23 protein-coding genes and 1 tRNA gene are annotated in these 25,473 nt (G+C 63.5%); 9 read left to right on the top strand and 15 right to left on the bottom strand.

Features of this window, described 5'->3' with window-relative positions:
• Nucleotides 1-93 precede the first annotated feature (93 nt).
• Both ACFRFQ_RS09745 and ACFRFQ_RS09740 read right to left on the bottom strand, forming a co-directional pair.
• Nucleotides 94-615, bottom strand: a complete 522-nt coding sequence (locus ACFRFQ_RS09745; protein ID WP_378656176.1) for a hypothetical protein — start codon at nt 613-615, stop codon at nt 94-96.
• A gap of 106 nt (nt 616-721) precedes the next feature.
• Nucleotides 722-807, bottom strand: a tRNA-Leu gene (locus ACFRFQ_RS09740).
• A gap of 116 nt (nt 808-923) precedes the next feature.
• Here ACFRFQ_RS09740 and ACFRFQ_RS09735 point away from each other — a divergent pair.
• A complete protein-coding gene (locus ACFRFQ_RS09735) occupies nt 924-2,276 on the top strand; it encodes a M20/M25/M40 family metallo-hydrolase (protein WP_378656174.1) in 1,353 nt (450 codons plus the stop codon).
• Nucleotides 2,277-2,335: 59 nt separating this feature from the next.
• Nucleotides 2,336-2,872 (top strand): YbhB/YbcL family Raf kinase inhibitor-like protein, encoded by a 537-nt coding sequence (locus tag ACFRFQ_RS09730; protein WP_378656171.1) that lies wholly within the window; start codon nt 2,336-2,338, stop codon nt 2,870-2,872.
• Nucleotides 2,873-2,924: 52 nt separating this feature from the next.
• Here the strand turns inward: ACFRFQ_RS09730 and ACFRFQ_RS09725 are convergent, their stop codons facing one another.
• The 3 genes from ACFRFQ_RS09725 to ACFRFQ_RS09715 are packed head-to-tail and all read right to left on the bottom strand — an operon-like array spanning nt 2,925 to nt 5,337.
• Nucleotides 2,925-3,995 (bottom strand): quinone-dependent dihydroorotate dehydrogenase, encoded by a 1,071-nt coding sequence (locus tag ACFRFQ_RS09725; RefSeq protein ID WP_033231922.1) that lies wholly within the window; start codon nt 3,993-3,995, stop codon nt 2,925-2,927.
• A gap of 44 nt (nt 3,996-4,039) precedes the next feature.
• Nucleotides 4,040-4,309, bottom strand: a complete 270-nt coding sequence (locus ACFRFQ_RS09720; RefSeq protein WP_378656168.1) for a DUF5703 family protein — start codon at nt 4,307-4,309, stop codon at nt 4,040-4,042.
• A gap of 2 nt (nt 4,310-4,311) precedes the next feature.
• Nucleotides 4,312-5,337: a hypothetical protein gene (locus tag ACFRFQ_RS09715; protein WP_378656166.1), complete on the bottom strand. Its 1,026-nt coding sequence runs from the start codon at nt 5,335-5,337 to the stop codon at nt 4,312-4,314.
• Between the two features lie 187 nt (nt 5,338-5,524).
• Between ACFRFQ_RS09715 and ACFRFQ_RS09710 the strand changes: the two genes are divergently transcribed.
• Nucleotides 5,525-5,926, top strand: coding sequence for a hypothetical protein (locus tag ACFRFQ_RS09710; protein ID WP_378656164.1), 402 nt, complete (start codon nt 5,525-5,527; stop codon nt 5,924-5,926).
• Here the strand turns inward: ACFRFQ_RS09710 and ACFRFQ_RS09705 are convergent.
• The 5 genes from ACFRFQ_RS09705 to ACFRFQ_RS09685 form a co-directional block, all read right to left on the bottom strand.
• On the bottom strand, nt 5,907-6,800 hold the full coding sequence (locus tag ACFRFQ_RS09705) for a heme ABC transporter ATP-binding protein (protein ID WP_378656161.1): 894 nt from the start codon (nt 6,798-6,800) through the stop codon (nt 5,907-5,909). The two genes, ACFRFQ_RS09710 and ACFRFQ_RS09705, sit on opposite strands and share 20 nt — an antisense overlap.
• Nucleotides 6,797-7,882 (bottom strand): FecCD family ABC transporter permease, encoded by a 1,086-nt coding sequence (locus ACFRFQ_RS09700; protein WP_378656158.1) that lies wholly within the window; start codon nt 7,880-7,882, stop codon nt 6,797-6,799. Before ACFRFQ_RS09700 ends, ACFRFQ_RS09705 begins: the two co-directional genes overlap by 4 nt.
• Nucleotides 7,879-8,892 carry a hemin ABC transporter substrate-binding protein gene (locus ACFRFQ_RS09695; RefSeq protein WP_378656155.1) on the bottom strand — a complete coding sequence of 338 codons (1,014 nt, stop codon included), beginning with the start codon at nt 8,890-8,892 and terminating at the stop codon, nt 7,879-7,881. Before ACFRFQ_RS09695 ends, ACFRFQ_RS09700 begins: the two co-directional genes overlap by 4 nt.
• Nucleotides 8,889-9,572, bottom strand: a complete 684-nt coding sequence (locus ACFRFQ_RS09690) for a heme oxygenase (biliverdin-producing) (protein WP_378656153.1) — start codon at nt 9,570-9,572, stop codon at nt 8,889-8,891. The genes ACFRFQ_RS09695 and ACFRFQ_RS09690 overlap by 4 nt, the downstream gene beginning before the upstream one ends.
• A gap of 94 nt (nt 9,573-9,666) precedes the next feature.
• Complete coding sequence (locus tag ACFRFQ_RS09685; protein WP_378656151.1) at nt 9,667-10,602, bottom strand: aldo/keto reductase; 936 nt, start codon at nt 10,600-10,602, stop codon at nt 9,667-9,669.
• 245 nt (nt 10,603-10,847) lie between these two features.
• Between ACFRFQ_RS09685 and ACFRFQ_RS09680 the strand changes: the two genes are divergently transcribed.
• From ACFRFQ_RS09680 to ACFRFQ_RS09665, 4 genes are read left to right on the top strand one after another with little or no spacing between them, the layout of a single operon-like run.
• Nucleotides 10,848-11,693, top strand: coding sequence for an undecaprenyl-diphosphate phosphatase (locus ACFRFQ_RS09680; protein WP_378656148.1), 846 nt, complete (start codon nt 10,848-10,850; stop codon nt 11,691-11,693).
• A 58-nt stretch (nt 11,694-11,751) separates the two neighbouring features.
• On the top strand, nt 11,752-12,447 hold the full coding sequence (locus ACFRFQ_RS09675) for a histidine phosphatase family protein (RefSeq protein ID WP_378656145.1): 696 nt from the start codon (nt 11,752-11,754) through the stop codon (nt 12,445-12,447).
• A gap of 54 nt (nt 12,448-12,501) precedes the next feature.
• Nucleotides 12,502-13,101 carry a DUF3090 domain-containing protein gene (locus ACFRFQ_RS09670; RefSeq protein ID WP_138868808.1) on the top strand — a complete coding sequence of 200 codons (600 nt, stop codon included), beginning with the start codon at nt 12,502-12,504 and terminating at the stop codon, nt 13,099-13,101.
• 3 nt (nt 13,102-13,104) lie between these two features.
• Nucleotides 13,105-13,911 (top strand): SCO1664 family protein, encoded by an 807-nt coding sequence (locus ACFRFQ_RS09665; RefSeq protein WP_378656142.1) that lies wholly within the window; start codon nt 13,105-13,107, stop codon nt 13,909-13,911.
• Here ACFRFQ_RS09665 and ACFRFQ_RS09660 read toward each other — a convergent pair.
• Nucleotides 13,908-14,351: a MarR family winged helix-turn-helix transcriptional regulator gene (locus ACFRFQ_RS09660; RefSeq protein ID WP_378656140.1), complete on the bottom strand. Its 444-nt coding sequence runs from the start codon at nt 14,349-14,351 to the stop codon at nt 13,908-13,910. The genes ACFRFQ_RS09665 and ACFRFQ_RS09660 overlap by 4 nt on opposite strands.
• Before the next feature lie 87 nt (nt 14,352-14,438).
• Between ACFRFQ_RS09660 and ACFRFQ_RS09655 the strand changes: the two genes are divergently transcribed.
• Both ACFRFQ_RS09655 and mshC read left to right on the top strand, forming a co-directional pair.
• The gene (locus tag ACFRFQ_RS09655) at nt 14,439-16,568 is read left to right on the top strand and encodes an MMPL family transporter (RefSeq protein WP_378656138.1); all 2,130 of its coding nucleotides are present in this window, start codon (nt 14,439-14,441) and stop codon (nt 16,566-16,568) included.
• A gap of 10 nt (nt 16,569-16,578) precedes the next feature.
• Complete coding sequence (mshC, locus tag ACFRFQ_RS09650; RefSeq protein ID WP_378656136.1) at nt 16,579-17,820, top strand: cysteine--1-D-myo-inosityl 2-amino-2-deoxy-alpha-D-glucopyranoside ligase; 1,242 nt, start codon at nt 16,579-16,581, stop codon at nt 17,818-17,820.
• 59 nt (nt 17,821-17,879) lie between these two features.
• Here the strand turns inward: mshC and ACFRFQ_RS09645 are convergent, their stop codons facing one another.
• The 4 genes from ACFRFQ_RS09645 to ACFRFQ_RS09630 form a co-directional block, all read right to left on the bottom strand.
• On the bottom strand, nt 17,880-18,281 hold the full coding sequence (locus tag ACFRFQ_RS09645; RefSeq protein ID WP_378656133.1) for a hypothetical protein: 402 nt from the start codon (nt 18,279-18,281) through the stop codon (nt 17,880-17,882).
• Nucleotides 18,282-18,409: 128 nt separating this feature from the next.
• Nucleotides 18,410-22,585, bottom strand: coding sequence for a TIGR02680 family protein (locus ACFRFQ_RS09640; protein ID WP_378656130.1), 4,176 nt, complete (start codon nt 22,583-22,585; stop codon nt 18,410-18,412).
• Nucleotides 22,582-24,012: a DUF2398 family protein gene (locus ACFRFQ_RS09635; RefSeq protein WP_138868800.1), complete on the bottom strand. Its 1,431-nt coding sequence runs from the start codon at nt 24,010-24,012 to the stop codon at nt 22,582-22,584. The genes ACFRFQ_RS09640 and ACFRFQ_RS09635 overlap by 4 nt, the downstream gene beginning before the upstream one ends.
• Nucleotides 24,009-25,460 carry a TIGR02677 family protein gene (locus ACFRFQ_RS09630; protein ID WP_378656330.1) on the bottom strand — a complete coding sequence of 484 codons (1,452 nt, stop codon included), beginning with the start codon at nt 25,458-25,460 and terminating at the stop codon, nt 24,009-24,011. Before ACFRFQ_RS09630 ends, ACFRFQ_RS09635 begins: the two co-directional genes overlap by 4 nt.
• Between the last annotated feature and the right edge of the window lie 13 nt (nt 25,461-25,473).

The following is a 25,473-nucleotide window of genomic DNA, read 5'->3' as shown; positions in this document are numbered from 1 at the left end:
CCCCGATTTCTCGGCGCTGGGAAAGAGTATCCCAGGCTGTCCCGCTCTCCCAAATCGCGTGGACAGTGTGCCCGTTTGTCCTGTTCAGGCGGGTCAGCTGCCGCTGCCGAATGGCCCTGGATTTGAATTGACCGGGTAGGCAGCGACCGCCATGATCACCGAACCGTCGCAGGGACCGCCGTCGATGTCGGTGCGCCACGAACCGACCAGGGTGCCGTCCGGCTGTGGGGTGTAATAGGCCACGGAATGAGCCGGCGCCCACACTTTGGGTACACCCTCACCTTGATAGCAGTCCCATTCCCAGTCGTACGGATGAACCCAACTGGTGCCGTCCCACGTGTATTGCGCAGGCTGAGGCAAAGTCGGATTTGCCGGCGCGGGCCCGGCGATCACGGTGGCGACACAGGGGCCGGCGGAACAATTGGTTTCGAAAGTGTAGACATCGGAGAAATCCGGTTCCCACTGACTTGCCGCGAGGCTGGTGCCGGTTTTCGAGGCTGCGAACCGCTTGACCGAGTAATCGCCGTCCCAGGTCTGCGTAGCGGCTCCGGCAGGCAATGTCGCGGTCATCATCGACGTGCCGATCAAGGCTGCGACCAGCAATGATTTTCGCATAGACGAAGTCAAGCACAAGGGATGACCGAATTTCTGGCGTTCGGTACATAGTGAACAAAAAATGACCCCAGCTTGATCAGCTGGAGTCATTGGTTGTTTATTCGAGTGTCCGAGGGGGGACTTGAACCCCCACGTCCGTTAATAGGACACTAGCACCTCAAGCTAGCGCGTCTGCCATTCCGCCACTCGGACTCGGCCCGATTTCTCGGTGCTGGGAAAGAGTATCCGATTCGGTGAGGTTGCCCAAATCGCCAGGTCGGACCATGTCCATGCCGCCGCGACGAGTGTTTCGGTGGTAGGAAAGTGACATGTCCTTATCGCCAAAAGATTCAGGCCCTTCTCGCGCCGAAAACGAAGTTGTCGACCTCGTCAGCTCTCTGATCCGGTTCGACACGTCCAATACGGGTGAACTCGAAACAACCAAGGGTGAACGGGCGTGCGCGGAATGGGTCGCTGCCCAACTACAGGAAGTAGGTTACGAGACCGAATACGTCGAATCCGGTGCGCCGGGCCGTGGAAACGTGTTTGCCCGGTTGAAGGGTGCAGAGTCCGGCCGTGGCGCCTTGATGTTGCACGGTCACCTGGACGTCGTCCCGGCCGAGCCTGCCGACTGGAGTGTGCACCCCTTCTCCGGCACGGTTCAGGACGGATACATCTGGGGGCGCGGCGCCGTCGACATGAAGGACATGGTCGGGATGATCCTGGCTCTGGCGCGCCAGTTCAAGGCAGAGGGAACAGTGCCGCCGCGCGATCTCGTGTTCGCGTTTGTCGCCGATGAAGAGGCGGGCGGTAAGTACGGCTGCCAGTGGCTCGTGGAGCATCGCCCGGATCTGTTCGAAGGCGTCACCGAGGCAGTCGGCGAGGTGGGCGGGTTCTCGCTGACCGTTCCCCGTCCGGATGGAACCGACCGTCGTCTGTACGTCGTGGAGACGGCAGAAAAGGGACTCGGCTGGATGCGGCTGACGGCAAAAGGCCGCGCCGGACACGGGTCCTTCCTGCACGACGACAATGCCGTCGCCATATTGGCCGGTGCCGTTGCGCGTCTGAGCGCCCACGAGTTCCCGATTGTTCTTTCCGATTCTGTTGCGGAATTCCTTACCGCAGTCAGTGAGGAGACCGGACTCGACTTCGACCCGACGTCACCGGACATCGACGGGACCCTCGCGAAACTGGGCAGCATCTCCAAGATCATCGGAGCAACATTCCGCGATACCGCCAATCCGACGATGCTCAAGGCCGGCTACAAGGCAAACGTCATTCCTCAGACTGCCGAGGCCGTCTTCGACTGCCGCGTGCTTCCCGGCCGGCAAGCAGAGTTCGAGCGCACCGTCGACGCCCTGATCGGGCCCGACGTGACCCGCGAGTGGATCACCAAACTCGACTCGTACGAGACAACCTTCGACGGTCATCTTGTCGACGCGATGAACGACGCAATCCTGGCGCACGATCCCGGTGCTCGCACCGTGCCGTACATGCTCTCCGCAGGTACCGACGCAAAAGCCTTCGCGAAGCTCGGGATTCGGTGCTTCGGCTTTGCGCCGCTGCAGCTGCCGCCGGAACTCGATTTCACCGCGCTGTTCCATGGCGTCGACGAGCGCGTGCCGGTGGACGCACTACTGTTCGGAACACGTGTGCTGGAACATTTTCTGCTCAATTCCTGAACGCGTAGACAGTCACCGAGTACGAGAAACAGCGATTACTGAAAACAGAGAGGATTCGCATGGCTTACGATCCGTACGAACCACTGCCGAAGCTCCCGAGCTTCGAGCTGACCAGTGAAGACATCACTGCCGGAGAGCCGCTGAAACTCGCGCAAGCAAGTGGCGCGTTCGGCGTTCCCGGCGGGCAGGACATCTCACCGCAGCTGTCGTGGTCGGGTTTCCCCGCCGAGACGAAGAGCTTCGTGGTCACCGTGTTCGATCCGGATGCTCCGACGGCGTCGGGATTCTGGCACTGGGCCGTGGCGAATATCCCGGCTTCGGTCACCGAACTGCCTGCCGGCATCGGAAGTGCGAACAGCACTGACCTTCCGGAGGGAACCGTGACGCTGCGCCACGACGGCGGCGGCTTCGGTTACATCGGCGCCGGCCCGCCTCCCGGACACGGTCCGCATCGGTACATCGTTGCGGTGCACGCACTCGACGTGGACAAGCTCGACGGAGTCACGGCTGATTCTTCGCCCGCGTTTCTCGGCTTCAACGTGTTTGCGCACGCAATTGCGCGCGCAACGCTGACCGGTACGTTCGAGGTCGAATAACGCACTGTGCGCCTTTGTTAACCGCCCGCGGTTAACAAAGGCGCACAGCAGTTCAGCGGGGGTTCTCCGCGCCGACGGCCTGACTGATCGACGAGAAGCCCGCCGCGCGAACACGCTTCGCGATTCCCTTGTGAATACTGCGCGCCCAGAACGGGCCGCCGTAGATGAAGCCCGTGTAGCCCTGCACCAAGGTTGCGCCCGCGAGAATCCGCTCCCACGCCTGATCAGCTGTTTCGATACCGCCGACCGAGATGATGGTGAGCTTGTCGCCCACCCGCGCGTACAGCCGCCGAAGTACCTCGAGTGAACGGTCCGCGACGGGAGCACCGGAGAGTCCGCCGGCGCCGATCGCAGCTACCTCGGCATCGGGCGTCTTCAAACCGTCGCGGCGAATCGTGGTGTTCGTGGCCACGATGCCTGCCAACCCGAGTTCGATCGCCAGATCGGCAACGGCGTCGACGTCCTCATCGGACAGGTCAGGGGCAATCTTCACCAGCACCGGGATATGGACGGTATCGAGCACGGCCTGCAAGAGTGGGCGCAGCGACTCGACGGCTTGCAGGTCACGCAGACCCGGGGTGTTCGGAGAGCTGACGTTGACGACCATGAAATCTGCGAGTGGTCCGAGCAATTGGGCGCTGGCGGTGTAATCGGCGGGTGCGTCCGCGGCGTCGACGATCTTGGTCTTGCCGATGTTCGCGCCGATCGGCACGGTGACTCGGCGCTGACGGAGGAAGTTCGCGGCATGCCCGGCGCCGTGATTGTTGAATCCCATGCGGTTGATCAGTGCACGGTCGGCAGGCAGTCGGAAAAGTCGTGGCTGTGGATTGCCGGGTTGCGCCTGGGCGGTGACGGTGCCGATTTCCGCGAATCCGAAACCGAGCGGACCCCACGCGTCGACGCCGGTCGCGTCCTTGTCGAAGCCCGCGGCCAAACCGAGTGGGGCAGGAAATGTCAGTCCGAACGCCTGACTGCGCAGTACCGGATCGTCGAGAACGAGAACCTTCGCCACGAGCCACCTGATCGGTGCAAACCGGGTCACCAGTTTCATCGCGGTGAAGGCCAGGTGGTGGATGCGTTCCGGGGGAAGCCGGAACATCAGGCTCAAGAGCAGTTGGTACACGATTCTCCTGCTTGTCTGGTGAGATCTTCGATGAAACGGGCGGCTCAGTGAGCAATGCCGTCCGGGTTGTCCACGTGTAACGGTGTTTTCTTGCGCCGCAGCAGGACCCGACGGCTGCCGTCGGGGTACAGCCGCACCTGCGAGAGTTCCCAACCGCCGAACTCTGCGGAAATCGCCAGGCGCATCGACGCCGTCACTCGTGAGACGTGGGGCGGTAGTTGCAGCGGCAGATAGTCGAACACATCGTCGGACATGTCCCACTGCGGTGACGGAGTACGACGCAGATGTGGTGACAGACCGTTGTGCCGCTGCATCGTCAGCCGTTCCGAGTCGGGATGACCTGTACGCCGTCTCCGGTTGCGGAGCCGACGACGAGGGTTCCGGTACTCGGGTCGACCGCGAGGGAATTGGGCTGACGTACGGTGTTGAATCGGTTCGTTTCCACTGGGATCCCCGACGAGAGGTCGAGTCCGACAACTTCGTTGGAAGCCGTCAGCGTTACCCATACACGATCGGCGGTCTCGTCGTAGGCCACTGCGTACGGCGAATCGCCGACCGGGAACCGCTGGCGCAGGAGAAGGGGATCGGCGGTGAAGACCAACAGTTCGTCACCGGTGGTGTCGGTGACGAGAATACGACCGAAACGGTCCGTCACGAGATGCGTCGCGCCTTCTCCAGCACGCAATGCCGATCCGAGTCGATCTTCCTCGAGGTTGATGTCGGTGAGCGAGGTCTGGCGATGATCGAGGGCGCTCAGGTTGTCGCCCGTGACGGCAAGTTCGTCGACTGATGCGAGGCCCGAAATAGTTTGTGATGTATCAGAACTCCGGTCGACAACGTGAACTGTGCCTCGCTCGGTTCCGATCGCGATGCGGCCGTCGGCCAGCTCGACGGCGGAGTTGGCCGGGTCAGGGGAGGGAAACGTCGTCTGCTCACCGGACGTCAGATTCAGCTTCACAACCTGGTTGTCCATGGACAACAGTGCGTTTCCGTCGGACGCGATGGACACGTCGCGGATGTTGCCGTCGATTCTGATGTCGCGGCCCGCGACTGGCGCGCCTGCGGACTCGACATCGTCGGCCGCGATGATCCGAACACTGGGCGGTTCCTGCGATACGAGAAGTACGTTGCGCGTAACCGGATCAAATGTGATGGAATCGATCCGACCCGAATACGGATGAACGACGCCGTCGAGCGAATTTGTCGTGGCAGGCGACACTACGGCGGTTGCCGGATCAATCGTCTGGAGCTTGGTCTCGCCGTCGTCGGAAGAACATCCTGTCACCAGCATCAACGCCGCCCCCATCGCTGCTGTGGTGGTGCGGAGCCCAATGCGAGTCATGGTGTTGAATCCTCGTTTTCTACTCGAGACGGTGGTTCAGCGGAGCGCGCCTGCACTCGATCATCCCTGATCGCTGCGAATTGGTTTTCATTGCATCGGAGTGCACCGGTCATTCCGTCCGCTGATCGCACGCGATACCGTACAAATACGGATTGCCGCCCACGCGGCAATCTTCGAGGAGCTCACTGTGATTCCTGTCGAACCCACCGAATCCGCTGCGGATCGACCTGGCGGACCTTTCGGCGATTTCGAGATCGAAGATATTTCGGTAGGCCCGTATGCCCACGGTTTTGGCAGGTCGGAGGGGAAAACTTTTGCGTTCAGGGTTCGCAAAAGTGTGCTGTACGTCGAGGTGTACCGCGATTATTGCGAGCGCACCGTGCCGAGTTCCGAGGACGTGATCGCCACGGCCAATCGTTCGGTGACCGATGTGGACCTGACCGATGAACGCAGCATTTCTGCTGTGGTGCGAGACGCAGTCCATTCCGCGGAGTCGGATTCGTCACATTCTCCGGCTCGAGGTTCCGGTGTGACCACGTTGCGCGGAGTGCTCGATCGGCTCGGTTCGATTATCGATTCCGTTCGCTGACACCGGCTTGCCGACTTTCCGTGTTCATCGAATCACGCCGCGGTATCACCAACGTCGCGCCGGTCCGTGGATGATCGAACACTTCCACGGGATAGCCGTAGACACGGGTGAGCAGATCTTCACGCAGAACCGACGCCGGTGGACCGTCGGCGGCAATGCGGCCGTTTTCGAGGACGACGATCCGGTCCGCATAGGCGGCGGCCAACGCCAGGTCGTGCAGAACGACCACGACGGCGTCACCGTCGGCGGCGCGGCTGCGTGCGACGGACATGACCGCTTCCTGATGTCCGAGATCGAGTGCGGCGGTGGGTTCGTCGAGGAGGACCGTCGACGTTTCCTGCGCCAGAACGCGGGCGAGCGCCACCCGGGCTTGTTCGCCGCCGGACAGTGCGGCAAACGGCCGATGGGCAAATGCTTCGACGTCACAGGTCTTCATTGCCGCCGCGATAGCGTCGCCGTCGCGATCCTCCCGGGCGGTGCCGGCCCACGGCGCGCGGCCCATCGTGACAACTTGCCGAGCGGTGAACGAGAAGCCGATGGTGTGTTTCTGGGGGAGTACGGCACGTCGTCTGGCCATGTCCAACGGCGTCCAGTGATTCAGGTCGGTTCCGTCGACGTCGACGCGGCCTGAGACGACGGGCTGATCCCCTGACAGCGCGGCGAGGAGCGTCGACTTTCCCGCGCCGTTCGGGCCGACGAGGACAACTACTTCGCCGGCGCGCACGTCGACGCTGACGCCTTCGAGGATGTGCCTGCCGCCGCGTTCGACGGTGATGCTCCGCGCTTGCAGCGTGATGTCACCGCTCTGCGGATTCGACGGTTCTGGTGGCGTCCGTCCGAACAGTTCGCGCCAGTTCCGGACGATGCTGCTCATGCCCATCCGCCTTGCTGTGAACGGGTGCGTCGGAGGAGCCAGAAGAAGAAGGGGCCGCCGACGAGCGCTGTGAGCATTCCGAGGGGAAGGTCGGCGTTGTCGATCAGGGACCGGGATCCGAGATCGGCGACGAGCAGAACCAGCGCGCCGGTCAGTGCGCTTGCCGGGATGAGGGCGCGGTGACCTGGACCGACGACGATGCGCATGAGGTGGGGAACAACGAGTCCGACGAACAAGATGATGCCGGTGAAGGCAACGCTCGCCGACACCAGAAGCGCGACGATCAAGACCGCCACCTGTCGCAGCCGTTCGACGTTGACGCCCAGGTGCCTGGCGGCGTGTTCGCCGAGAGCGAGGAGATCGAGGCGCGACGCGATAGCCATGGTCGCCGCGATTCCGGCGACGGCCATCGGTGCCACGACCATCACCGAACTCCAAGTGGCGCCGTTGAGGCTGCCGAGTTGCCAGAACACGATCTGATCACGTGCCGACGGGCTGGCGATGAAGGTGAAGAAGGCGATGAGTCCGCCGGCAAATGCGTTCACTGCCACACCGGTCAGGACCAAGGTGACCACTTCGGTCCGGCCCTCGTGGCGGGCGAACAGATACACGATTGCGGTAGTTACGAGTCCGCTGACAAAGGCGGCTGCGGCGATGGCCCAGCCGGCGACAAAACTTCCTCCGACCACGATGACTGCGCTGGCGCCCACCGCTGCACCCGATGACACACCGATCACACCCGGTTCAGCCAGAGGATTCGCGAAGACGCCTTGCAGTAGGGCGCCGGAGCATCCGAGTGCTGCGCCGACGCAGATGGCCAGAACGACGCGGGGGAAGCGAACCTCCCACAGCGTGACTTCGCCGCTGGGGTGGGCGGGCATCGGCCCGATGTCCAGGCCGATGCGGTGCATGATGCTGCCGAGCACCTCGAGTGGTGACGTCGGCACCTGACCGATGCACGCAGACAGCACGGCGACGATCACCAACGCGACGGTGAGTCCGATCAATACCCCGCTCACTCGTGAGCGTGATGTCGGTCGTGGTGCCGATTTTTCGACGGCTTTATCTGTTTCTGTACTCACGAATCAGCGGGTCCGTAGATTGCTTCGGCGAGCGATTGCATCACTCGCCCCGTATTGGGGCCGAAGCTGAGCAGCACGCCGTCTTCCATGTCGACGACCCGCTGGTTCTTTCCGGCCGGGGTCTGGGCGATGCCGGGGATCTTCTCGAGACCGTCGATTCCGCCGATGGACGCGAGACCGTCGGTCATCATCAAAAGCGCGTCGGGCGCTGCTGCGATGAGTGCCTCGCTGGTGATGGGAGCAAACTTCTGCGTGATGCCGGACGCTGTTCCGGCGTCGACGGCGCCGAGTGCCTCGATAAGCGAATCGGCTCCGGATCCGTCACCGCCGATCATGGTGATCGCTGATCCGCGGAGGTAGAGGAACGCGATCTTCAGAGGATCGCGGTCATCGGGGACCAGGTCCCGCGCTGCGTCGATTTCGCTCTCGGTTCGATTGACCAGTGCCTTGCCCTGCTCCGGCACACCGAGAGCGTCGGCGACCGCCTGGATTTGTGACGGGACGCCTTCGAGCGTGCGGGTCGGATCGAAGAAGACAACGGGGATTCCGGCTGCCCGCAGTTGGTCCTGCACACTCTGTGGGCCGATGCTGGTGTCGGTGAGAACGACGGTCGGGTTGAGATTGAGAATCGCTTCGGCACTGAGCGACGAACCGCCCACCGTCACGACCGGGACGTCTTCGACGGCCGGGAACTTGGCCGCCGTGTCGCGCCCGACCAGATTGTCCCCGAGCCCGAGTGCAACGGCCGTGGCGGCAAAGGTCCCGTACCTGTCGGCAGCGACGATTCGGCTGTTGTCCGTGATCGTGACCGGGACACCGTCGAAGCCTGTGACGGTGGTGGGCAGCGCGGCAACGGGATTCTCGCTCACCGGTGTGGGGCTGGAGTCCTCGAGCACCGCAGTGCGAGCCTGCGTTGAGCCGGCGCCCCCGGCGTTGTCCGCCGACCCACACGCGACCAATCCGAAACCGGCAACCGCGACCAGTGCTGCGGCGGCCCAACGCTTGCTCATTTGACGAGGTAGCTCTCGATGTCACCCTCCAGGTCGGCAAACAGATCACCGTTGAGGCGGTAGGCCAGATTGACCTCGTCGATGAACTTCTGCTGATCGTCGGGGGAAATTGGGAGCGCGTCGAGGTTCGCGCGGTACGCGTCCTTGAACGGCTTGGGCTTGGGGATGCCGTCGAAGATGTAGAAACGCAGGCCGTCGGTTTCGAAACCGTACGCGCGCTCGAGCATGCGGCGGATGATCTGGCCACCGGACAGATCTCCCATGTAGCGGAGGTAGTGGTGCGCCACGAAGCCGGCCGGCCAGTCGAAGGCAACTTCCTGCAACCGCGCCACGTACCGCTGCGTCGCGGGCAGGGCCTCGAGGCTCTCCCGCCAGTTCGGTCCATTCAGGAACTCGAGATCGGCTTCGAGTGCCGCGACGCGGAGGAGATCGTCGGAGAGGAACGGGTTGACCAGTGCGTTGTCGGCATGCGCACGGCCGGCTTCTTCCAGGCTTGTGTAGACCAGGTACGTCTGTCCCAGTAACGCCGCGTATCCGGCGGTGGTCAGTTCGCCGCCGAGAAGAGCGCCGACGAACCGTGACTGCTCGGTTTCGCGGTGCGCTGCGTCGGTTTGCGTCTTGATGCGTTCGGAGAACGCCGACGCGTCGGCAGGACTGTGGTCTACGTCAAGCGTGGTCATAAGTTCTCCTCTAGTTCAGGAACGTGTTATCTACTAGGTTAGCCTGCCCTCGCTATATGGGTAATTCGGGTATTTCGATGAGTGAGACCTGCAGTTACGCACTCACGTCGTCGAGTGCTGCAGCGATCGCAGCGGGCAACTCGAGTTCCTCGGCTACCAGCACACCGGTCAGTTGCGCGAGATCCCGAGTGCCGACTACGGCGCTGGCAACTCCCGGGCGATCGCGAGCCCACGCCAAGGCAACAGCCAACGGTGAGGTACCCAGACCGTCGGCGGCTGTAACGACCGCGTCGACAACCCGTACCGAGGAATCGGTGAGATAGCTCTGTACGTGGCCGGAATGAGCCTCGTCGGCCCCGCGGGAATCGACGGGAATCCCGCCCCGGTACTTGCCGGTGAGAACGCCGCCGGCGAGGGGGACAGCCGCAAACACGCCGACGCCGTGGTGTGATGCTGCGGCAAACAATTCCTCTTCGACGCCGCGAGCCAAGAGTGAGTACTCGGCTTGGGTGGCGGTGAGAGTTGTTGTGCCGCAAGCGCCGACAGCGGTAGCCAACTGCCAGCCCAGGTATCCGCGCACGCCGACGTAGCGCACTTTGCCGCTCGAGACCGCGTAGTCGAGAGTTGCCGCGACCTCGTCGACCGGGGTCAGTGGATCCCAGGTCGCGACCTGCCACATGTCGAGGTAATCGGTGCCGAGTTCGCGCAGTGTTGCGTCCAATTGGCGGAGCAGGCCACGCCGTGAGCAGTCGACGCGATCCGTGCCGATCGGGTTGGGATTGATCCCGGCGCTCGAGCTGACGATCAGTTCGTCGCGGGGGACGACGTCGTCGAGAAGTTCGGCGAGGAGTCGTTGCGCGGCGCCGTCACCGTACGCGGGGGAGCTGTCGACCAGGGTTCCGCCGGCCTCCGCGAAAGCCAGAAGTTGTGCGGCGGCCTCGTCGCCGTCCGTGTCGCGTCCCCAGGTCAGTGTGCCGAGCCCAAGTCGAGACACCCGAAGTCCGCTCGTTCCGACTGATCTGTGTTTCATCAATGCCGTCCATCTCACGCCCGACCCGAGTGCGTGCGTCGCACCCGGGAGTTCTCACCACGTGCAGACTAGTGCTCGCCCGACCGAACTCGGGGGATTCGGGCATCAGCGTGCCGGACTCGGCACGTCAGGCGACGCCCCGGTAGCGTGACGCCAGTGAAAAGTGAACTCGCCCCACGAAACTGTTGTGTAGTAATCCCATTCGAATCAGTCCGGTTCGAAAAATTTGTGCAGGCGGTTCTCTGATGGGTGAGGCAATGACATGGCTACAGGCCATGGTCCTGGGACTCGTGCAGGGATTGACCGAATTTCTTCCCGTCTCGTCGTCGGGGCATCTGCGTATCGTCTCCGAGATCTTCTTCGGAAGTGATGCCGGTGCGTCCTTCACCGCGGTGACTCAGCTCGGCACCGAACTTGCGGTCCTGATCTATTTTGCGCGCGACATCGTGAGGATCGTCACCGCATGGTTCCGCGGGTTGTTCCATGCCGAGCATCGCGGTGACCTCGATTACCGCATGGGTTGGTACGTCATCATCGGTACTATTCCCGTCGGTGTTCTCGGTTTCCTGTTCAAGGACCAAATCCGTACCGGCGCACGCAATTTGTGGTTGATCGCGACGATGCTCATCGTGTTTGCGCTCGTTATCGCAGCCGCCGAGTACTACGGACGTAAGTCCCGACCCATCGAATCTCTCACAGCGCGTGACGGCATCATCATGGGTTCGGCGCAGGCGCTTGCCCTCATCCCCGGGGTGTCCCGTTCGGGTGGAACCATCAGCGCTGGTCTGTTTCTCGGACTTACGCGTGAGGCCGCTGCACGCTATTCGTTCCTGTTGGCTATCCCGGCGGTGCTCGCGTCGGGGCTCTTCAGCCTTCCGGACGCCTTCGAACCTGCGGGCGAGGGGCTGAACGCCAGTGGCCCCCAGCTGTTCGTCGCGACGGTCATCGCATTTGCTGTCGGCTACGCGGCCATTGCGTGGTTGCTCAAGTTTGTGGTCAATCATTCGATGTATTGGTTCGTCGGGTACAGAATCGCTCTCGGCGTAGTCGTCCTTGCGCTGCTGGCCACAGGGGTTGTGTCCGCGACATAACGCCGGTTTCGACGTCGACCGTCCGCCGCTCCCTGCCCCGCCCCATTAGGGTTATGGCATGACAGTTGTCCTTCTGCGGCACGGGCGGTCGACGTCCAATACGGCCCACACACTTGCCGGTCGAACGCCGGGTGTGGAACTCGACGATCACGGCCGGAAACAGGCCGACGGCGTTGTCGACAGGTTGGTGGGTCTCGACATTGCCGAGATCGTCCGCTCGCCGCTGCTGCGGTGTGAGCAGACGGTGGGTCCGCTTGCCGCCGACCGCGGATTGACCCCCGTCGTCGAGGAGCGCCTCGTCGAGGTGGACTACGGCCAGTGGACCGGTCGGCCGCTGAAGGACTTGCTCGAGGAACCGCTGTGGAAGGTTGTGCAGCGGCACGCATCGGGCGCCGTCTTTCCCGACGGTGAAGGTCTGGCGCAGGTGCAAGCGCGGGCGGTAGCCGCGATTCGTGAACACGACAGAAGGCTTGCCACGGAGCACGGCAAGGATGTCGTCTGGATTGCCTGTACACACGGCGACGTCATCAAATCCGTACTGGCAGACGCGTACGCGATGCATCTCGACTCGTTCCAGCGCATCGTTGCGGAACCGGCGTCGATGAGTGTGATCCGGTATTCCACCACCTCGCCCTTCGTGCTTCGGGTCAACGACACGGGAGACGCATTGGCGGCGATCGGTCAGGCCAAGGCGGCCACCAATGGCTCCGCGCCTGAGCAGGAATCCGTGCCAGGCGGCGAGGTCGGAGTGTGATCGTGACGGATAATGGGTATCCAGGGAAGTTCCGCTCGAATTCGAGGAGGTGCAATGTCGCGCGCGATTCACGTATTTCGCACCCCTGACCGATTTGTCGCAGGGACCGTGGGAGAACCCGGTGACAGGTCTTTCTATCTCCAAGCCGTGCACGAGGCACGAGTTGTGAGCGTGTTGCTCGAAAAGCAGCAGGTGCAGGTACTGGCCGACCGGATGGGGCTACTCCTCGAAGAGGTGCATCGCCGTTTCGGCACCGAGGTTCCACCGGAAGCCGGTGACATCACCGACCTCAGTCCGCTGGTTACTCCACTCGATGCCGAATTTCGCGTCGGCACGATGGGATTGGGCTGGGACGCCGATGCCGGTGCCGTCGTGGTGGAACTTCTTGCAGTAAGCGAAACCGAGTTCGACGAGTCGGTAGTGCTCGACGATTCGGACGACGGACCCGACGCGGTCCGCGTGTTCTTGACCCCGGAGCAGGCGCGCGAATTCTCGCTGCGATCCGAGCGAGTGATCGCCGCCGGTCGTGCGCCGTGTCCGCTGTGCGGCGAACCCCTCGCTCCGGACGGACATATCTGCGTCAGGACAAACGGCTATCGGCGCGGTGATTCCTTCGGATTCGCGATCGACGACGCAGACTCCGACGAGGACTGAGCGGTGTCGAGGCCATCCGGCGTGGACGTCCAACTCGAGGGCGAGCTGACAGTGATCGGTCAGATCACCACTGCCAGCAATGCAACCCTGGTGTGCGACGCCGTTCTCGGCGACGAGTCGATGCGGGTCGTCTACAAGCCGGTGCGCGGCGAGCGCCCGTTGTGGGACTTCCCGGACGGGACTCTCGCGGGACGCGAAGTAGCCTCGTATCTGGTGTCGGAAGCTCTGGGGTGGGGTGTTATCCCGCGAACGGTCTTGCGCGACGGACCTTTTGGTCCGGGAATGGTGCAGAAATGGATCGACACCGTCGACCGTTCCGCTGATGTGCTCGGCCCGCCGGAGATCGTGGATCTCTGTAGCCCGGACAATGTTCCGGCGGGATGGTTCGAGGTTCTGCAGGCGTTCGATTCCGCGGGGGAACCGGTGTCGCTGATTCACGCCGATGATCCGCGGCTTCAGCGGATGGCAGTCCTCGATCTTCTCATCAACAACGCAGATCGCAAGGGCGGTCACGCCCTCGAAGGGATCGACGGCTCCGTGTACGGCGTCGATCACGGCATCTGCATGCACACGGACAACAAACTGCGCACTGTGTTGTGGGGCTGGGCGGGACAACAAGTTCCCGGGCCGTTGATCGCGGATGTCGCGGAGTTCGTGACAACCGTCGACGGTCGTTTCGGTGACGAACTCTCGGAACTGGTCACAGACGACGAAATCGCGGCGCTGGCTCAGCGGGCGCGCGAACTGACTCTGTCAGCAGTCATGCCCGTGCCGAACGGGCATCGAACGATCCCGTGGCCGGCGTTCTAGTTTTCGTTGTACTTGGGATTGAGTTCCGGGGACCGAACCAGCCGAAGTAGCTGTTCGCGCAGTGCCGAAACATCGCTGAAACCGAAGGCGAGGGCGGCTTCGTCCTTTTCGAGTTCGAGTAGACGTTCGTAGGTTGCCCGGCCGGACGCGGTGATGGCGATGAGGCGTCGGCGTTCGTCGCGTGGATCGGTGTCCCGGGTGACGTACCCGGCTCGCTCAAGGCGATCGACGGTCCGACTCATCGTCTGGTCGGTGACCCGAGCCGTTTTGGCGATGTCCCGCTGCGATGCGGGGGACGTGGCGATGGAATGCAGGACTATCAGGCCGGCGTGCGTCATGTCCTGGCTGCGTAGGACCTGTTCCCATGAGTGTTCGACGAGGCGCGCCGCAGTGGACAACAAGCGGCCTGTCGGCCAGTTTTCGAGCCCGTCCTCGGCCACTCTCCTGCCTTCCGTTTGCAATTGTTCAGCTTACTGAACAAAATAGGGGACCACCACGCATCAGCCAACCCGAGCTCAGGAGAAACCGTGAGCACACCCACGAGTACGCGTCGTCGCCTGAGATGGATTGTGCCAGCTCTGCTGGTAATCGGCTGGTTGGCGATCGGAGGTTTCGGTGGGCCGTTTGCCGGAAAACTGAGCACAGTGCAGCAGAACGACAACACGTCCTTCCTGCCCGCATCGGCGGAAGCAACCGAGGTGTCGAAGCTCCAGGAAGGTTTCACCGATACACGATTCGTTCCGGCGATTGTCGTCGCAGAACGCTCGGGCGGATTGCAGAGTGGCGACAGCACCTTCCTGACGGACACCGTCGGAAAGTTTGTCGGCACCGAAGGATTCGGTGACGCGAGCTCGCCCGCGATTCCGTCGGCGGACGGTCAGGCGTTGCAGCTGTTCCTGCCGATCGACAGCACCGTCGAGGTCAAGACCTCGGTGAAGGAACTGCGCGCCGCGCTCGAATCTGCGCCGGAGGGGTTGACCGTACTGGTGACCGGTCCGGCCGGTCAGGTCGCTGATCTCTCTGCCGCATTTGCCGGTATCGACGGTCTGCTGTTGTTGGTGGCCGGATCAGTCGTGATTCTGATCTTGATCGTGGTGTATCGCAGTCCAATCCTGCCGTTTGTTGTCATTTTCTCGGCGGTCTTCGCGCTCGGCTTGTCGAGTCTGTTGGTGTATCTGCTGGCGGACGCCGACGTCATCGCGTTGAACGGTCAGAGCCAGGGCATCCTGTTCATCCTGGTGTTCGGCGCCGCGACCGACTATGCGCTGCTGCTCGTCTCGCGCTACCGCGAGGAACTGCGTATCGAGCAGGACAAATACTCGGCGATGCGGGTGGCGTGGCGTGCCACGCTGGAACCCGTCGCGGCATCAGCCGGCACCGTGATCGCGGGTGTTCTGTGCCTGTTGCTGTCGGACCTGAACTCGAACCGCGGTCTGGGGCCGGTCGCTGCCATCGGAATCGCCGCGTCGTTCCTCGCCTCGATGACATTCCTGCCTGCCATCCTGGTTCTGTTCGGCCGCACCGCATACTGGCCGACGAAGCCGAAGTTCGACGCCGACGTCGCGCATCACGACGAGGCGAACGATCACCGTTTCTGGGCCGGACTTGCAGCCCGCATCGGGCGGCATCCGCGCCGCTTCTGGGTCGCGTCGACGCTGGTGCTGGTGCTCTTCGCGCTGATGATGCCGCAGTTCAAGGCCAGCGGTGTGGCGTCGTCCGACGTCTTTCTGCTCGACGTGGACTCGGTGGCGGGCCAGGAGATTCTCGGTGATCACTTCGACGCCGGATCAGGTTCCCCGGCAATCGTGATCGCTGATGCGGATCAGCTGGATGCTGTAGTCGCGGCAGGTCGAGTCGACGGAGTCAGTGACGTCACTGTCGTGCAGAACGGGGGAGCGCCGCTCGTCGTCGACGGCCGTGTCTCGCTCGAGGCGACGCTGACCGATGCCGCAGATTCGATCGAGGCCGAAAACACGATTGTGCGACTACGTGATTCAGTCCACTCCGTCGAAGGGGCCAACGCCTTGGTCGGTGGAGTCACCGCAACGGATCTCGACACCAAGACCACGTCGACCCGCGACCGCACGCTGATCATTCCCGTGGTTGTGCTTGTTGTCTTCGTGATCCTCGCACTGTTACTGAGATCACTCCTTGCGCCGCTGCTGCTGATGGGCACGGTTGTGCTCTCTTTTGCTGCGACACTGGGTATTTCGTCGCTCGTGTTCGATCACGTCTTCGGATTCCCCGGCGCAGATCCGGTGGTGCCGCTGTTCGCGTTCGTGTTCCTGGTCGCACTCGGGATCGACTACAACATCTTCTTGATGACCAGAGTTCGGGAAGAGGCGCAGAAGATCGGCACGCGGGCCGGCGCGCTCCGCGGACTGACCGTCACCGGCGGTGTGATCACGTCCGCCGGAGTTGTTCTGGCAGCAACCTTCTCGGCCTTGGCTGTGATCCCGCTGTTGTTCCTCGCGCAGATTGCCTTCATCGTGGCCTTCGGTGTGCTCCTCGACGCGCTCATCGTCCGATCGCTGCTGGTCCCGGCGCTGACCTACGACATCGGGCAGAAAATCTGGTGGCCGAGCAAACTGGCGTCAGCGCCCGAACCGGTGCCAGATCAGCCAGCACCTTCCGAGCCGTCGACGAGTCTCCACTAGGCTCGCCAGTATGCAGTCTTGGTCCGATACCGCACTCCCGTCCGTACCTGGTCAGGGTCCGCCGTTGCGGCTGTACGACACAGCCGACCGTCAGGTTCGTCCGGTTACCCCCGGGAAGACCGCCACAATGTATGTCTGTGGCATCACCCCGTACGACGCCACCCATCTTGGGCACGCCGCCACGTACCTCACCTTCGACCTCGTGAACCGCATCTGGCGCGACGCCGGACACGACGTTCACTACGTCCAGAACGTGACCGACGTGGATGATCCGCTCTTCGAACGCGCCAACCGCGACGGCGAAGACTGGATGGTTCTCGGGATGCGCGAGACAGCGTTGTTCCGGGAAGACATGGAGGCACTGCGCGTGCTTCCGCCCAAGGACTACATCGGCGCGGTCGAATCGATCAACGAAGTTGTCGAACTCGTCGAGAAGTTCGTCGCGTCCGGCGCTGCGTACATCGTCGACGACGCCGAGTTCCCCGACGTCTACTTCCGGGCCGACGCCACCGAGCAGTTCGGGTACGAATCCGGCTACGACCGCGAGACGATGGAGAAGTTCTTCGCCGAGCGCGGCGGCGATCCGGATCGCGCCGGCAAGCGTAATCCGCTCGACGCGCTCGTGTGGCGGGCCGTGCGTCCGGGCGAGCCGTCATGGCCGTCACCGTTCGGACCGGGTCGCCCCGGCTGGCACATCGAGTGCGCGGCCATCGCACTCAACCGCATCGGCTCCGGCTTCGACGTCCAGGGCGGCGGCAGCGACCTCATCTTCCCGCACCACGAGTTCTCGGCAGCACACGCCGAATGCGCCACGGGCGATCGCCGTTTTGCGCGTCACTACGTCCACACCGGCATGATCGGTCTGGACGGCGAGAAGATGTCGAAGAGTCGCGGCAACCTCGTGTTCGTCTCGAAACTTCGTGGCGAAGGAGTCGACCCCGCAGCGATCCGTCTCGGACTGCTCTCCGGTCACTACCGCCAGGACCGGGCCTGGACCGAACAGGTCCTCGAGGACGCTCAGGCGCGTCTGAAGGTCTGGCGTGAGGCAGCGGCCCTGAATACCGCTGCGTCCGCCACGGACACCGTCGCCCGTCTGCGTCAGCATCTCGCCGACGATCTCGACACCCCCAAGGCTCTCGACGCCCTCGATGGTTGGGCACGCCGCGCAATCGAAGGTGGGGGATCCGACGCACAGGCACCAGGCGAGTTCGCCGATGCCGTCGACGCTCTGCTGGGTATTTCGCTGCGCTGAAGTATCTGCTGTGCGCCTTTGTTAACCGCGGGCGGTTAACAAAGGCGCACAGCGTGCTTTCACGGGCACGCCGGTACGACCATGTCGTAGATCTCGTCGATTTGGGCTTGGGTCGGAACAAGGCCGTTGTGCTCGGCCTGATCGCGTATTTCGTCGCTGACTTGTTGTTTGGTGTCGCCATCGGCAATGTCGTCACATGTGTCGAGGACGATTTCCTTGATGTCCTGGTCGTCTCGATCCCGTGAAAGATCCGGGTAGCGGGTGCGGAACGCAACAACAAATGCCGTGAGTTTCCCCTGATTCACAGCGCTCATATCGCCGGTCGACGTTCCGGCAGGCATTTTCATCGTTACTTGACTGGCGCGACCGTTGTCCGGGTTCTGCGCGTCATCGTCGCTTCCGCAGGCACACACTGTCGAGACTGCACCCACGATCATGATTGTTGCGATGGTTTTCTTCATGTCGCCTCCGTCTCGGGGGATTCGCGCTCATGGTTGAGAATCGCGTACCCATCCTGGGTGCTTCCCATTCCGAGACGACATGCTGTGTGCCTTTGTTAACCGCGGGCGGTTAACAAAGGCGCACGGTGCTAGGCGTAGTCGAGTGCACCCTCGGCAGGGGTGGGCACCCTTCGGCGCAGCGGAGATCCGAGAGCTCGCGCCAAGTCCGTTCCGTCGTGCTCGGCGAGCAGTTCACCGTTCGACCACACCAGTAGCGCGGCGCTGACGGCTTGCTCGGCCGTGGAGTGCGCCAGGTCGTAGTGCGCGCACCCCGGTACGTCGGCGTACGTGATCCACAGGTCGTACCCCGTCATGAAGAGGTCCAGATCGAACTGGACGCTTAATCCCAACAACTCGCTTCGACCGTTGTCGTCGACGCCGGCAAAGGCCTCGTCGAGTGCGAGGAGTCTCGGCGCGTGCGGATCGGCCGAATCGAGCATGACGTGCGCAGCCGCGAAGAGTGGCAGATGCAGTGACACCGACTGCTCGCCGCCGGACAGGGCGCTGTGCCGGGCGACGGTGAGCCTGTCTTCCTTGCCTTCGCCGCTGATGAGGGTGAAGGAGAAGAATCGCCACTGACGGTAGTCGAGTGCCGACGACAAGATCTCCGGGTACGACCGCTCGGGGTGCGCCGCCCGGGTAGTGCGAATCTGCGTCGCGAAATGTGCGCGCAGGGTCGCCAACTCGTCCACGCCCAGCGCCGACGCATCTCGATCGAGCAGTTTGGAGATGGCCCGCGAGCTCTCGTCGAGGTTGTCGGCCAGAACCCAGTGGACGCCGATGGTGTTGCCGGACGACATGTGCCGCTCACGCATTTCGGTGCCCATCTGCGCGATGAGTTCGCGGGCGTCGACGGTGCGTTCGTGAATCTGCTGGGCCAGACCGGTGAGCAGCGCATCTTCGAGAATGCGACGTTCGGATTCGGTGAGCAACTGTTCCTGATCGCCGCGCGCTTCGTGGATCCGGGTCGCGAACTCGCCGATCGAGGAGTGTCCCTGCTCGTCCTGCACGCGGACGACGGTGAGCCCGTCCGGTGCGTCCCACTGCAGGCGGTAGTCCTGGCCGGCGGCAGCAAGCTGGGCGTCGAATTCCTGCAGCGCGGACGTCAGAGCCGTGCGAGTGGCCTTGCGGGCGCCGTCGGTGACGCGAACCGTCGACGTTGCCGCGTCGAGCGCACGGTACAGCTTGTCCACGTCTTCGGGGAGTACCGGCGGGTGCGGGGCGTCGTCGGTCCGGTCTTCGTTCTGGATCCGGTAGACGAGTTGATCGGGGCTCATCCAGGCAGCGGAACTGGCCGGCCAGCTCAGGGGTTCGGTGATACCGAGCAGTTCCAGCAGATCGGGTCGCGCATAGGGCGCGAGTTGCTCTGCATCGCTGCGTGTTTCGGTGAGGGTGTGTCGCAGGGTCTCGACGGCCGTGTTGTACGCGCCTTCAGCGGTGCCGATGTGGAGCACGGCCGCGTCGTAGGCCTTACGGGCGGCGCGTTGGTCGACTTTGCATTCCTCGATCTTGGCGCGTGCCTTGGCGAGGTCGAGATCGATTTGTTCGGCACTTGCACCGAGGGTGTCGCGCAAGGTTTCCAGGCGTTGGACCTGTTGGAGCAGACTCTCTTCCGCGATCGCTGCTTCTTCGGCAAATTCCTCGGCGTTGGTGCGTGACTCGTCGAGACGATCGCTCGATTCGCGTTCGAGTTCCACCTCTTTGGCGTGCTCGCGCCGGCATCGCAGGGCCACGTCGCCTTGCTTTTCGAAGTGTCGAATCGCCGCTGCCAATGAATCCAGTTCGCGGCCGACGTGCGGGGTCCGGTGCGTCGACGCCGTAGCGCGCAACTGCTTTTCCTTGGCGGCGAGATCCGCTATCGCCGCGTCGAGTTCGCGCTGTGCGCTCTCGGTTGCCTCGGACCGCGTACGCAATGCGCCCGCGGATTCGGCGACGGCCTTGAGTGCACGCAGAATCGAGCCGGTCTTGGGGAGTTCCTTTGCGGCGGCCGCAAGGTGAGTCAACTGCTCGTTGGTTTGCGCCACCAGAGCCGTGCCGGCGTCGATTGCCGCGTCGAGTTCACCCAGCGCCGCGTCGATCTCGGTGATCCGGGCAGCGCGGCGACGCGCGCGGGCCGTGGTGCCGATGTACTCGGCGTCGGTCTTGACGTGTCGTCCGTGGACAACACCCTGCCAGAATCGGCCGTCGACGCCGATCGCCACGGCGGCCGTGGTGGTGTCCGCGCTCTCGACCAGGCTGATCGAGGCGAGAATTCCCTGGACCTGTGCGTCGGGGACGTCGGAGCTGCCTTCGACCTCGAGGACGTCCGCGAGGGTGCGTCCCTTCGGACGCTGTTTCGCCGGGAGCGCCGTGAGGAATTGCTCGCTGACGAATTCCGGAAGCTGCTCACCGGGGACTACCCAGCCGTCCAGCATGTTTGCGGCCTGCAGTGCGGATTCGATTCCCGTGGCGACCTCGGGTTCGACGGACTCGGCAAATCGAACAAGGCTCCAGAAGGGAGCGCCCGGCAGGTCCTTGCGGCTGTCGGTGCGGGCGTGGAATGCCGGCGGAGCGTCGTCGTGTTCGGCCGAAACGGCTTTGCGTTCGGCTTTCAGTGCCGTGACGGAGGCGCGGGAGGCGACGATTTCCGCTTCCGCAGAGCGTCGACGCTCCCGTAGGGCCTCGATTCCGGACTCGGTGTGTTCGGCGAGCACGGCCGCCAACGTCGGGGCGTCTTCGTCACCGACCGCCGACAGGGCTCCGTCCAACGCCTCGAACAGTGAGGTATCGGCGCCGGCAGCGGCATAGCGTTCCGAATGCCCTGTCCACCACGAGCGAAGACCGGTGGCACATTCGCTGCGAGCCAGTTCGACGGCGGCTTCACCTTCGAGGACAGCAGCTTTGGCGGATTCGAGGAGTTCCTGGCCGCGACGTGAGGAGTTCTCGGCGCGGGTCCGCTCGGTGGTGGCCTTTTCGACAGTGGCGAGGGCGGCCCGCACCGCACGAACGTCGCCGTCGCGTTCTTCGGCGTGGCCGCGCACCGCTGCGGTGATCTGGTCGCTGCGGGATCCGTCGGGCAGTGGTGTCCAGACGATGCCGGCGTCTTCGGCGCCGACGCGCAGTTCGTCCTCGGCCCGCGAAAGTGCTTCGGCGGCGCGGCGTACCGACGCGGTGGCCTTGTCGGCTTCGTCGCCGCGCTGCGCCAATGTTGCCTGCGCCTTGCGGGACTTGTCGGCTTGCTGCTCGGTGGACAATTTCAGTGTTGCCACTGCCTGCGCGAGGTCGTCGAGTTGCTGCTTGCCTTCGTACGCGCTCGAGCGTTGCAGCGCTTCGACATTGGCGCGGGCGTGATCGAGGGCCTGCTCGGCGGCATTGAATCGTTCTTCGGCGGCGGCGCGGGCTTCTCGGCTCCGCAACTGAGCAACAGCCGACTCGTCCATGGCGGCAACACCTTTGGTGACCGCAGCCAGTCGAGCGCCGACCTGTTCGATCTCGCCCCGAGACTGCTGACGCAGATACTTGGTGTAGACACCGATAAAAGTCTGCGCTGCACCGTCGGCAGCGGCCAGCCCCTCGAGTGCGCGGCCGACTTCTTCCATGTCGCTGAACGAGCGCGCAGCTTCGAGCACCAGCTGGTCGTCGAGCGGACGCAGACCGTCGGTGAGCGCCTGCGAAAGGCCCTTCGGGTCAAGGTTCTTCGCGAGCTGTGGACGACGCAGCGTCAGGATCAGATTGATCAGCTGGTCGTAACGCTGCACGCCGAGGCCGAACATGCGCGCGTCGATGGCCGTGCGGTAGTCCAGCGGACGGTCCGTGATCGCGTCACTGCCCAGTTGCTCGGCCAACTGCTTTTTGGTCAGCGGACGATCGTCGCTGCCGATCAGCGAGAAGTCGACACCCACCCGGCCGTCGGCGACGAAGTACCAGCGGGTGACCTTGTCGTTGGTGCGGCTCGCACGCATGCCGATGCCAACGGTGACGGCTTCGGGGTCGTCGAGTGAGCCGCGGCAAAACTCCATCCACACGTACGAGTGCGCGGTGTCCTGTCCGCGGTAGAGCAGATTCGACTTCATAGTGCGTTCTTCGCCGGCAAAAGGATTGAGCCGACGCGGCTCGATACGGCCGTCGAACACGAACGGGAACAGCACCTCGAGGGCTTTGGTCTTGCCGGAGCCGTTGGGGCCGCGCAGGACCAGGCGTCCGTCGGCGAAGGAGAATTCCTGGTCACGGTAATCCCAGAGGTTGATGATGCCGGCCCGGGTAGGCCGGAAACGGGCGCTGTTCATGCGTTTTCTACCTCTGGTTCTTCTGTGCTGCCGGAAAATTCGGAACTGGACTCGGGTGCGGAGTTGTCGACCGCAAAATCGATGAGGGGATCGCGTTCGCGGACATTGACCACGACGTCGCGGTAGCGCGCGAGTACGGGCAGAACCAGAACTCCGCCGGGAACTGCGTGCGTCAGGCGTAATCGCTGCAGCAGGCCGAGCGAGTGTTTCCGTAGTCCGTTGTGATCCGCCTGCCATTGCGCCGCAAACGTCCGGCCGAACTGATCCACCAATTCGGTGATCTTGTCCGCCAGCCACGTGTCGTCGATCAGGGGATACGTTGCCGGTTCCGGGGGATCGGCAGGCTCCGAAGCGGGTTCGACCGGCTCGGCGTCCTCGTCCGCCAGGTCCTCGAAGATTCCGGCCTCGGGGATCGCCGCATCGAGTTGCTCGATCAAGTGGTCGTCGGACTCGAGGGGGAGCGGAAGTTTCGGCAGTTCCGGCGCGTCGACATCGAGAATTCGATCGGCGATTTCCCCGGCCAGCAGCAGTGCGACCTGGGCGATCGTGCCGGTGCTGGGAAAACGCACGTCCGACAGGCGTCCGGTGGGATCGATCATCGCGATTCCCTCGGCCCGGCGCTCGGCAACCAGCCCGGTCAGCATTTCGACGTCCGACGCGGTCTTGGGTTGGGCTAACGCGATCAGCTCATGCTGATCCAGTTCGCCGGCCAGCACCACCGGGCGTTCGACGAGAGCGCGGCGCACCCGTCGACCGATTGCCTTGGCGTCCACGGGAACTCCGTCTTCCTCCGCCGCCTGTGATGTTTCGGCAGCCAAGAGCCCGCGAATGGAATGCAGGTGTTGCAGAGCGCGCGGTGGGCGGAACAGTGCTACGACGACGGACCGGTCGATGTCGTAGAGCGCTTCTCCCGCTTCGGGATTGGACGCCCAGCCGTTCGCGTCTCCGTCGGCCAATGCGATAGCGCCGCGAACACCGAGCCAGCCGACGGCGTCGACAAACGCGTCACGATCGGCGCCGCGGTCGGTGGACAGTTCGACGCCGTCCACCTGCGCGGCGTCGGCAGCCACGTGATCTGCCAACTCCGACAACGTGATCTGGTTGCCGGCGCGACCCAAGGCAGCCAGGCACAGTGCGAGGTACGAGTATCGGGTGCGGTCGAAGGTGCGCTCGGTTGCAGTCTGGGCGGGTGCCGACGGGTTGAGGCGGTCGGAGACCGTGAACAACCGGGCCGTCGTCTCGGTGACTTCGAGGCGGTATCCGAACAGATCCAGGAGGTCGTCTCGAAGTTCCGTAGCCCACCGCCGCAGCAGTGGAAGCGCCGCGCGATCCGGATACGACGTGGTAACCAGGTGATTCGACAGGATGACCCGCGCGGCTCGCTGATACGAATCGAGCGCAAGGGGAGTGATCTCGCGAGCTCTCATCGAACGCTGACCTCGATGCCGTCGAGGTGCATCCGGCCACGGGCGGTGGTGATGGTGGTGGAACCGTCGGACGGGCTCAGCGTCAGTTTCACCCCGTTCTCGCTACCGGTGGAACTCTTGACGCGGCCGACCACCGGCACGCGGGCCGTGAGTGCGGCATTGAGCAAACTCAGCAAAACTTCGGTCTCCTGCTCGTTGAGCTCACGTTGATACACACCGTTGGTGGCCAGGGATTGTGCTGCGGCACTGCGGGTTCGCTGCGCGGCGAGCTGTTCTTCGCGTAGTCGTCTGATGCTGCCGTCGTTGCGGGCGACCTTGCTGGGCAAACCCGGTGACGGTGGGCGTCCCGTTTCTGCCAGGGTGCGGGCAATTTCGACGGGCGGTGCCTCCCACCAGGATCGGTGGTGCGAAATGATGTCGGCGTCCGGATGAACCATCGACAGGTGGCGCGGGCGACCGAGGTCGAACACGGCCTGGAACAGTGCATGAGCCGCGTCCTCCGACGGTGTGGCGGCAAACCATCCGGCGAGGTGCCGCAGCTGGCTTTCGCGGCTGATGCCGCCCCGGCGGGTTTCCGTGACGCGGCGCAACAGGGCGAGCACTGCGGCGATCGCGCTCATGGTGCCTTCGCGTAGGCGCTCGGACTCGCTGATCCCGGTCTCTGCGGAGACGAACCACGCGGTCAAGCCGCGCCAGCGGGCCATCCAGTCGTCTTCGCGTTCGGCAATCGGGACGAACACTCGCTCGTCGCTGGCCGCGGCCAGCCGGATCATCCGGTCGACACCCGTCGATTCGACGTGCTCGATGGCTTCCTTGAGTTTTGGTGCGTACCGCGCGAGGTCGGAGCTGAACTCACGCATGTGCGTCAGCAGGGCGTCCTTGTGGTTCAAAAATGCCTGCGGTGTGACTTCCGTCGTCCGAACAAGATCGCCGAGCGTGAGGTAGAAGTGCGCAGCGCGATCGGCCATGTCGGAGAGCGTCGAGTCGAGGCGCTTGAGTTTGCGGAAAATGAGGTCGCCGTCTGCCGTTCGATTTGCTTCGGCCAGTTCCGACATGTCGGCCAGAAGATCCGCCAGCGCCAGACGTGACAGGGAAGAATTGTCGAGTCTGGCGGCAAGAACGTCCTCGACGGACCGGTACACCTGATAGCCGGCCTGACCGAACTGATACACGAAATGCCGGTTGCGGTACTCGGCTAGCGACGCGGCGCGGGTACCGTCGTAGCTGCGTTCGAGGATTTCCCACACGTGGAGCTGATCGAGCAGCGGCGCGATCTCGGCTGACGACAATTGAGCGGCAGGGTCCGATCCGCCGATCTTCTCGAGGATCTGCGCGACTGTTCCCGAATGAAGCAGGACCGTGTAATTGGCGCGTGCGTGGTCGAATGCGCGGAGTACCCACAGGTACTCGGCGCGCTTCTCGGCGACCGTGAACGAAAACAGTTTCAGTCGATGGGTATCC

This window comes from Rhodococcus sp. NPDC056743 (assembly GCF_042790355.1).
In the GTDB taxonomy this organism is placed as follows: Bacteria; Actinomycetota; Actinomycetes; order Mycobacteriales; family Mycobacteriaceae; genus Rhodococcus_F.
The sequence above is the reverse complement of the archived record's forward strand: the minus strand, read 5'-3'. Positions and strand labels throughout refer to the sequence as shown.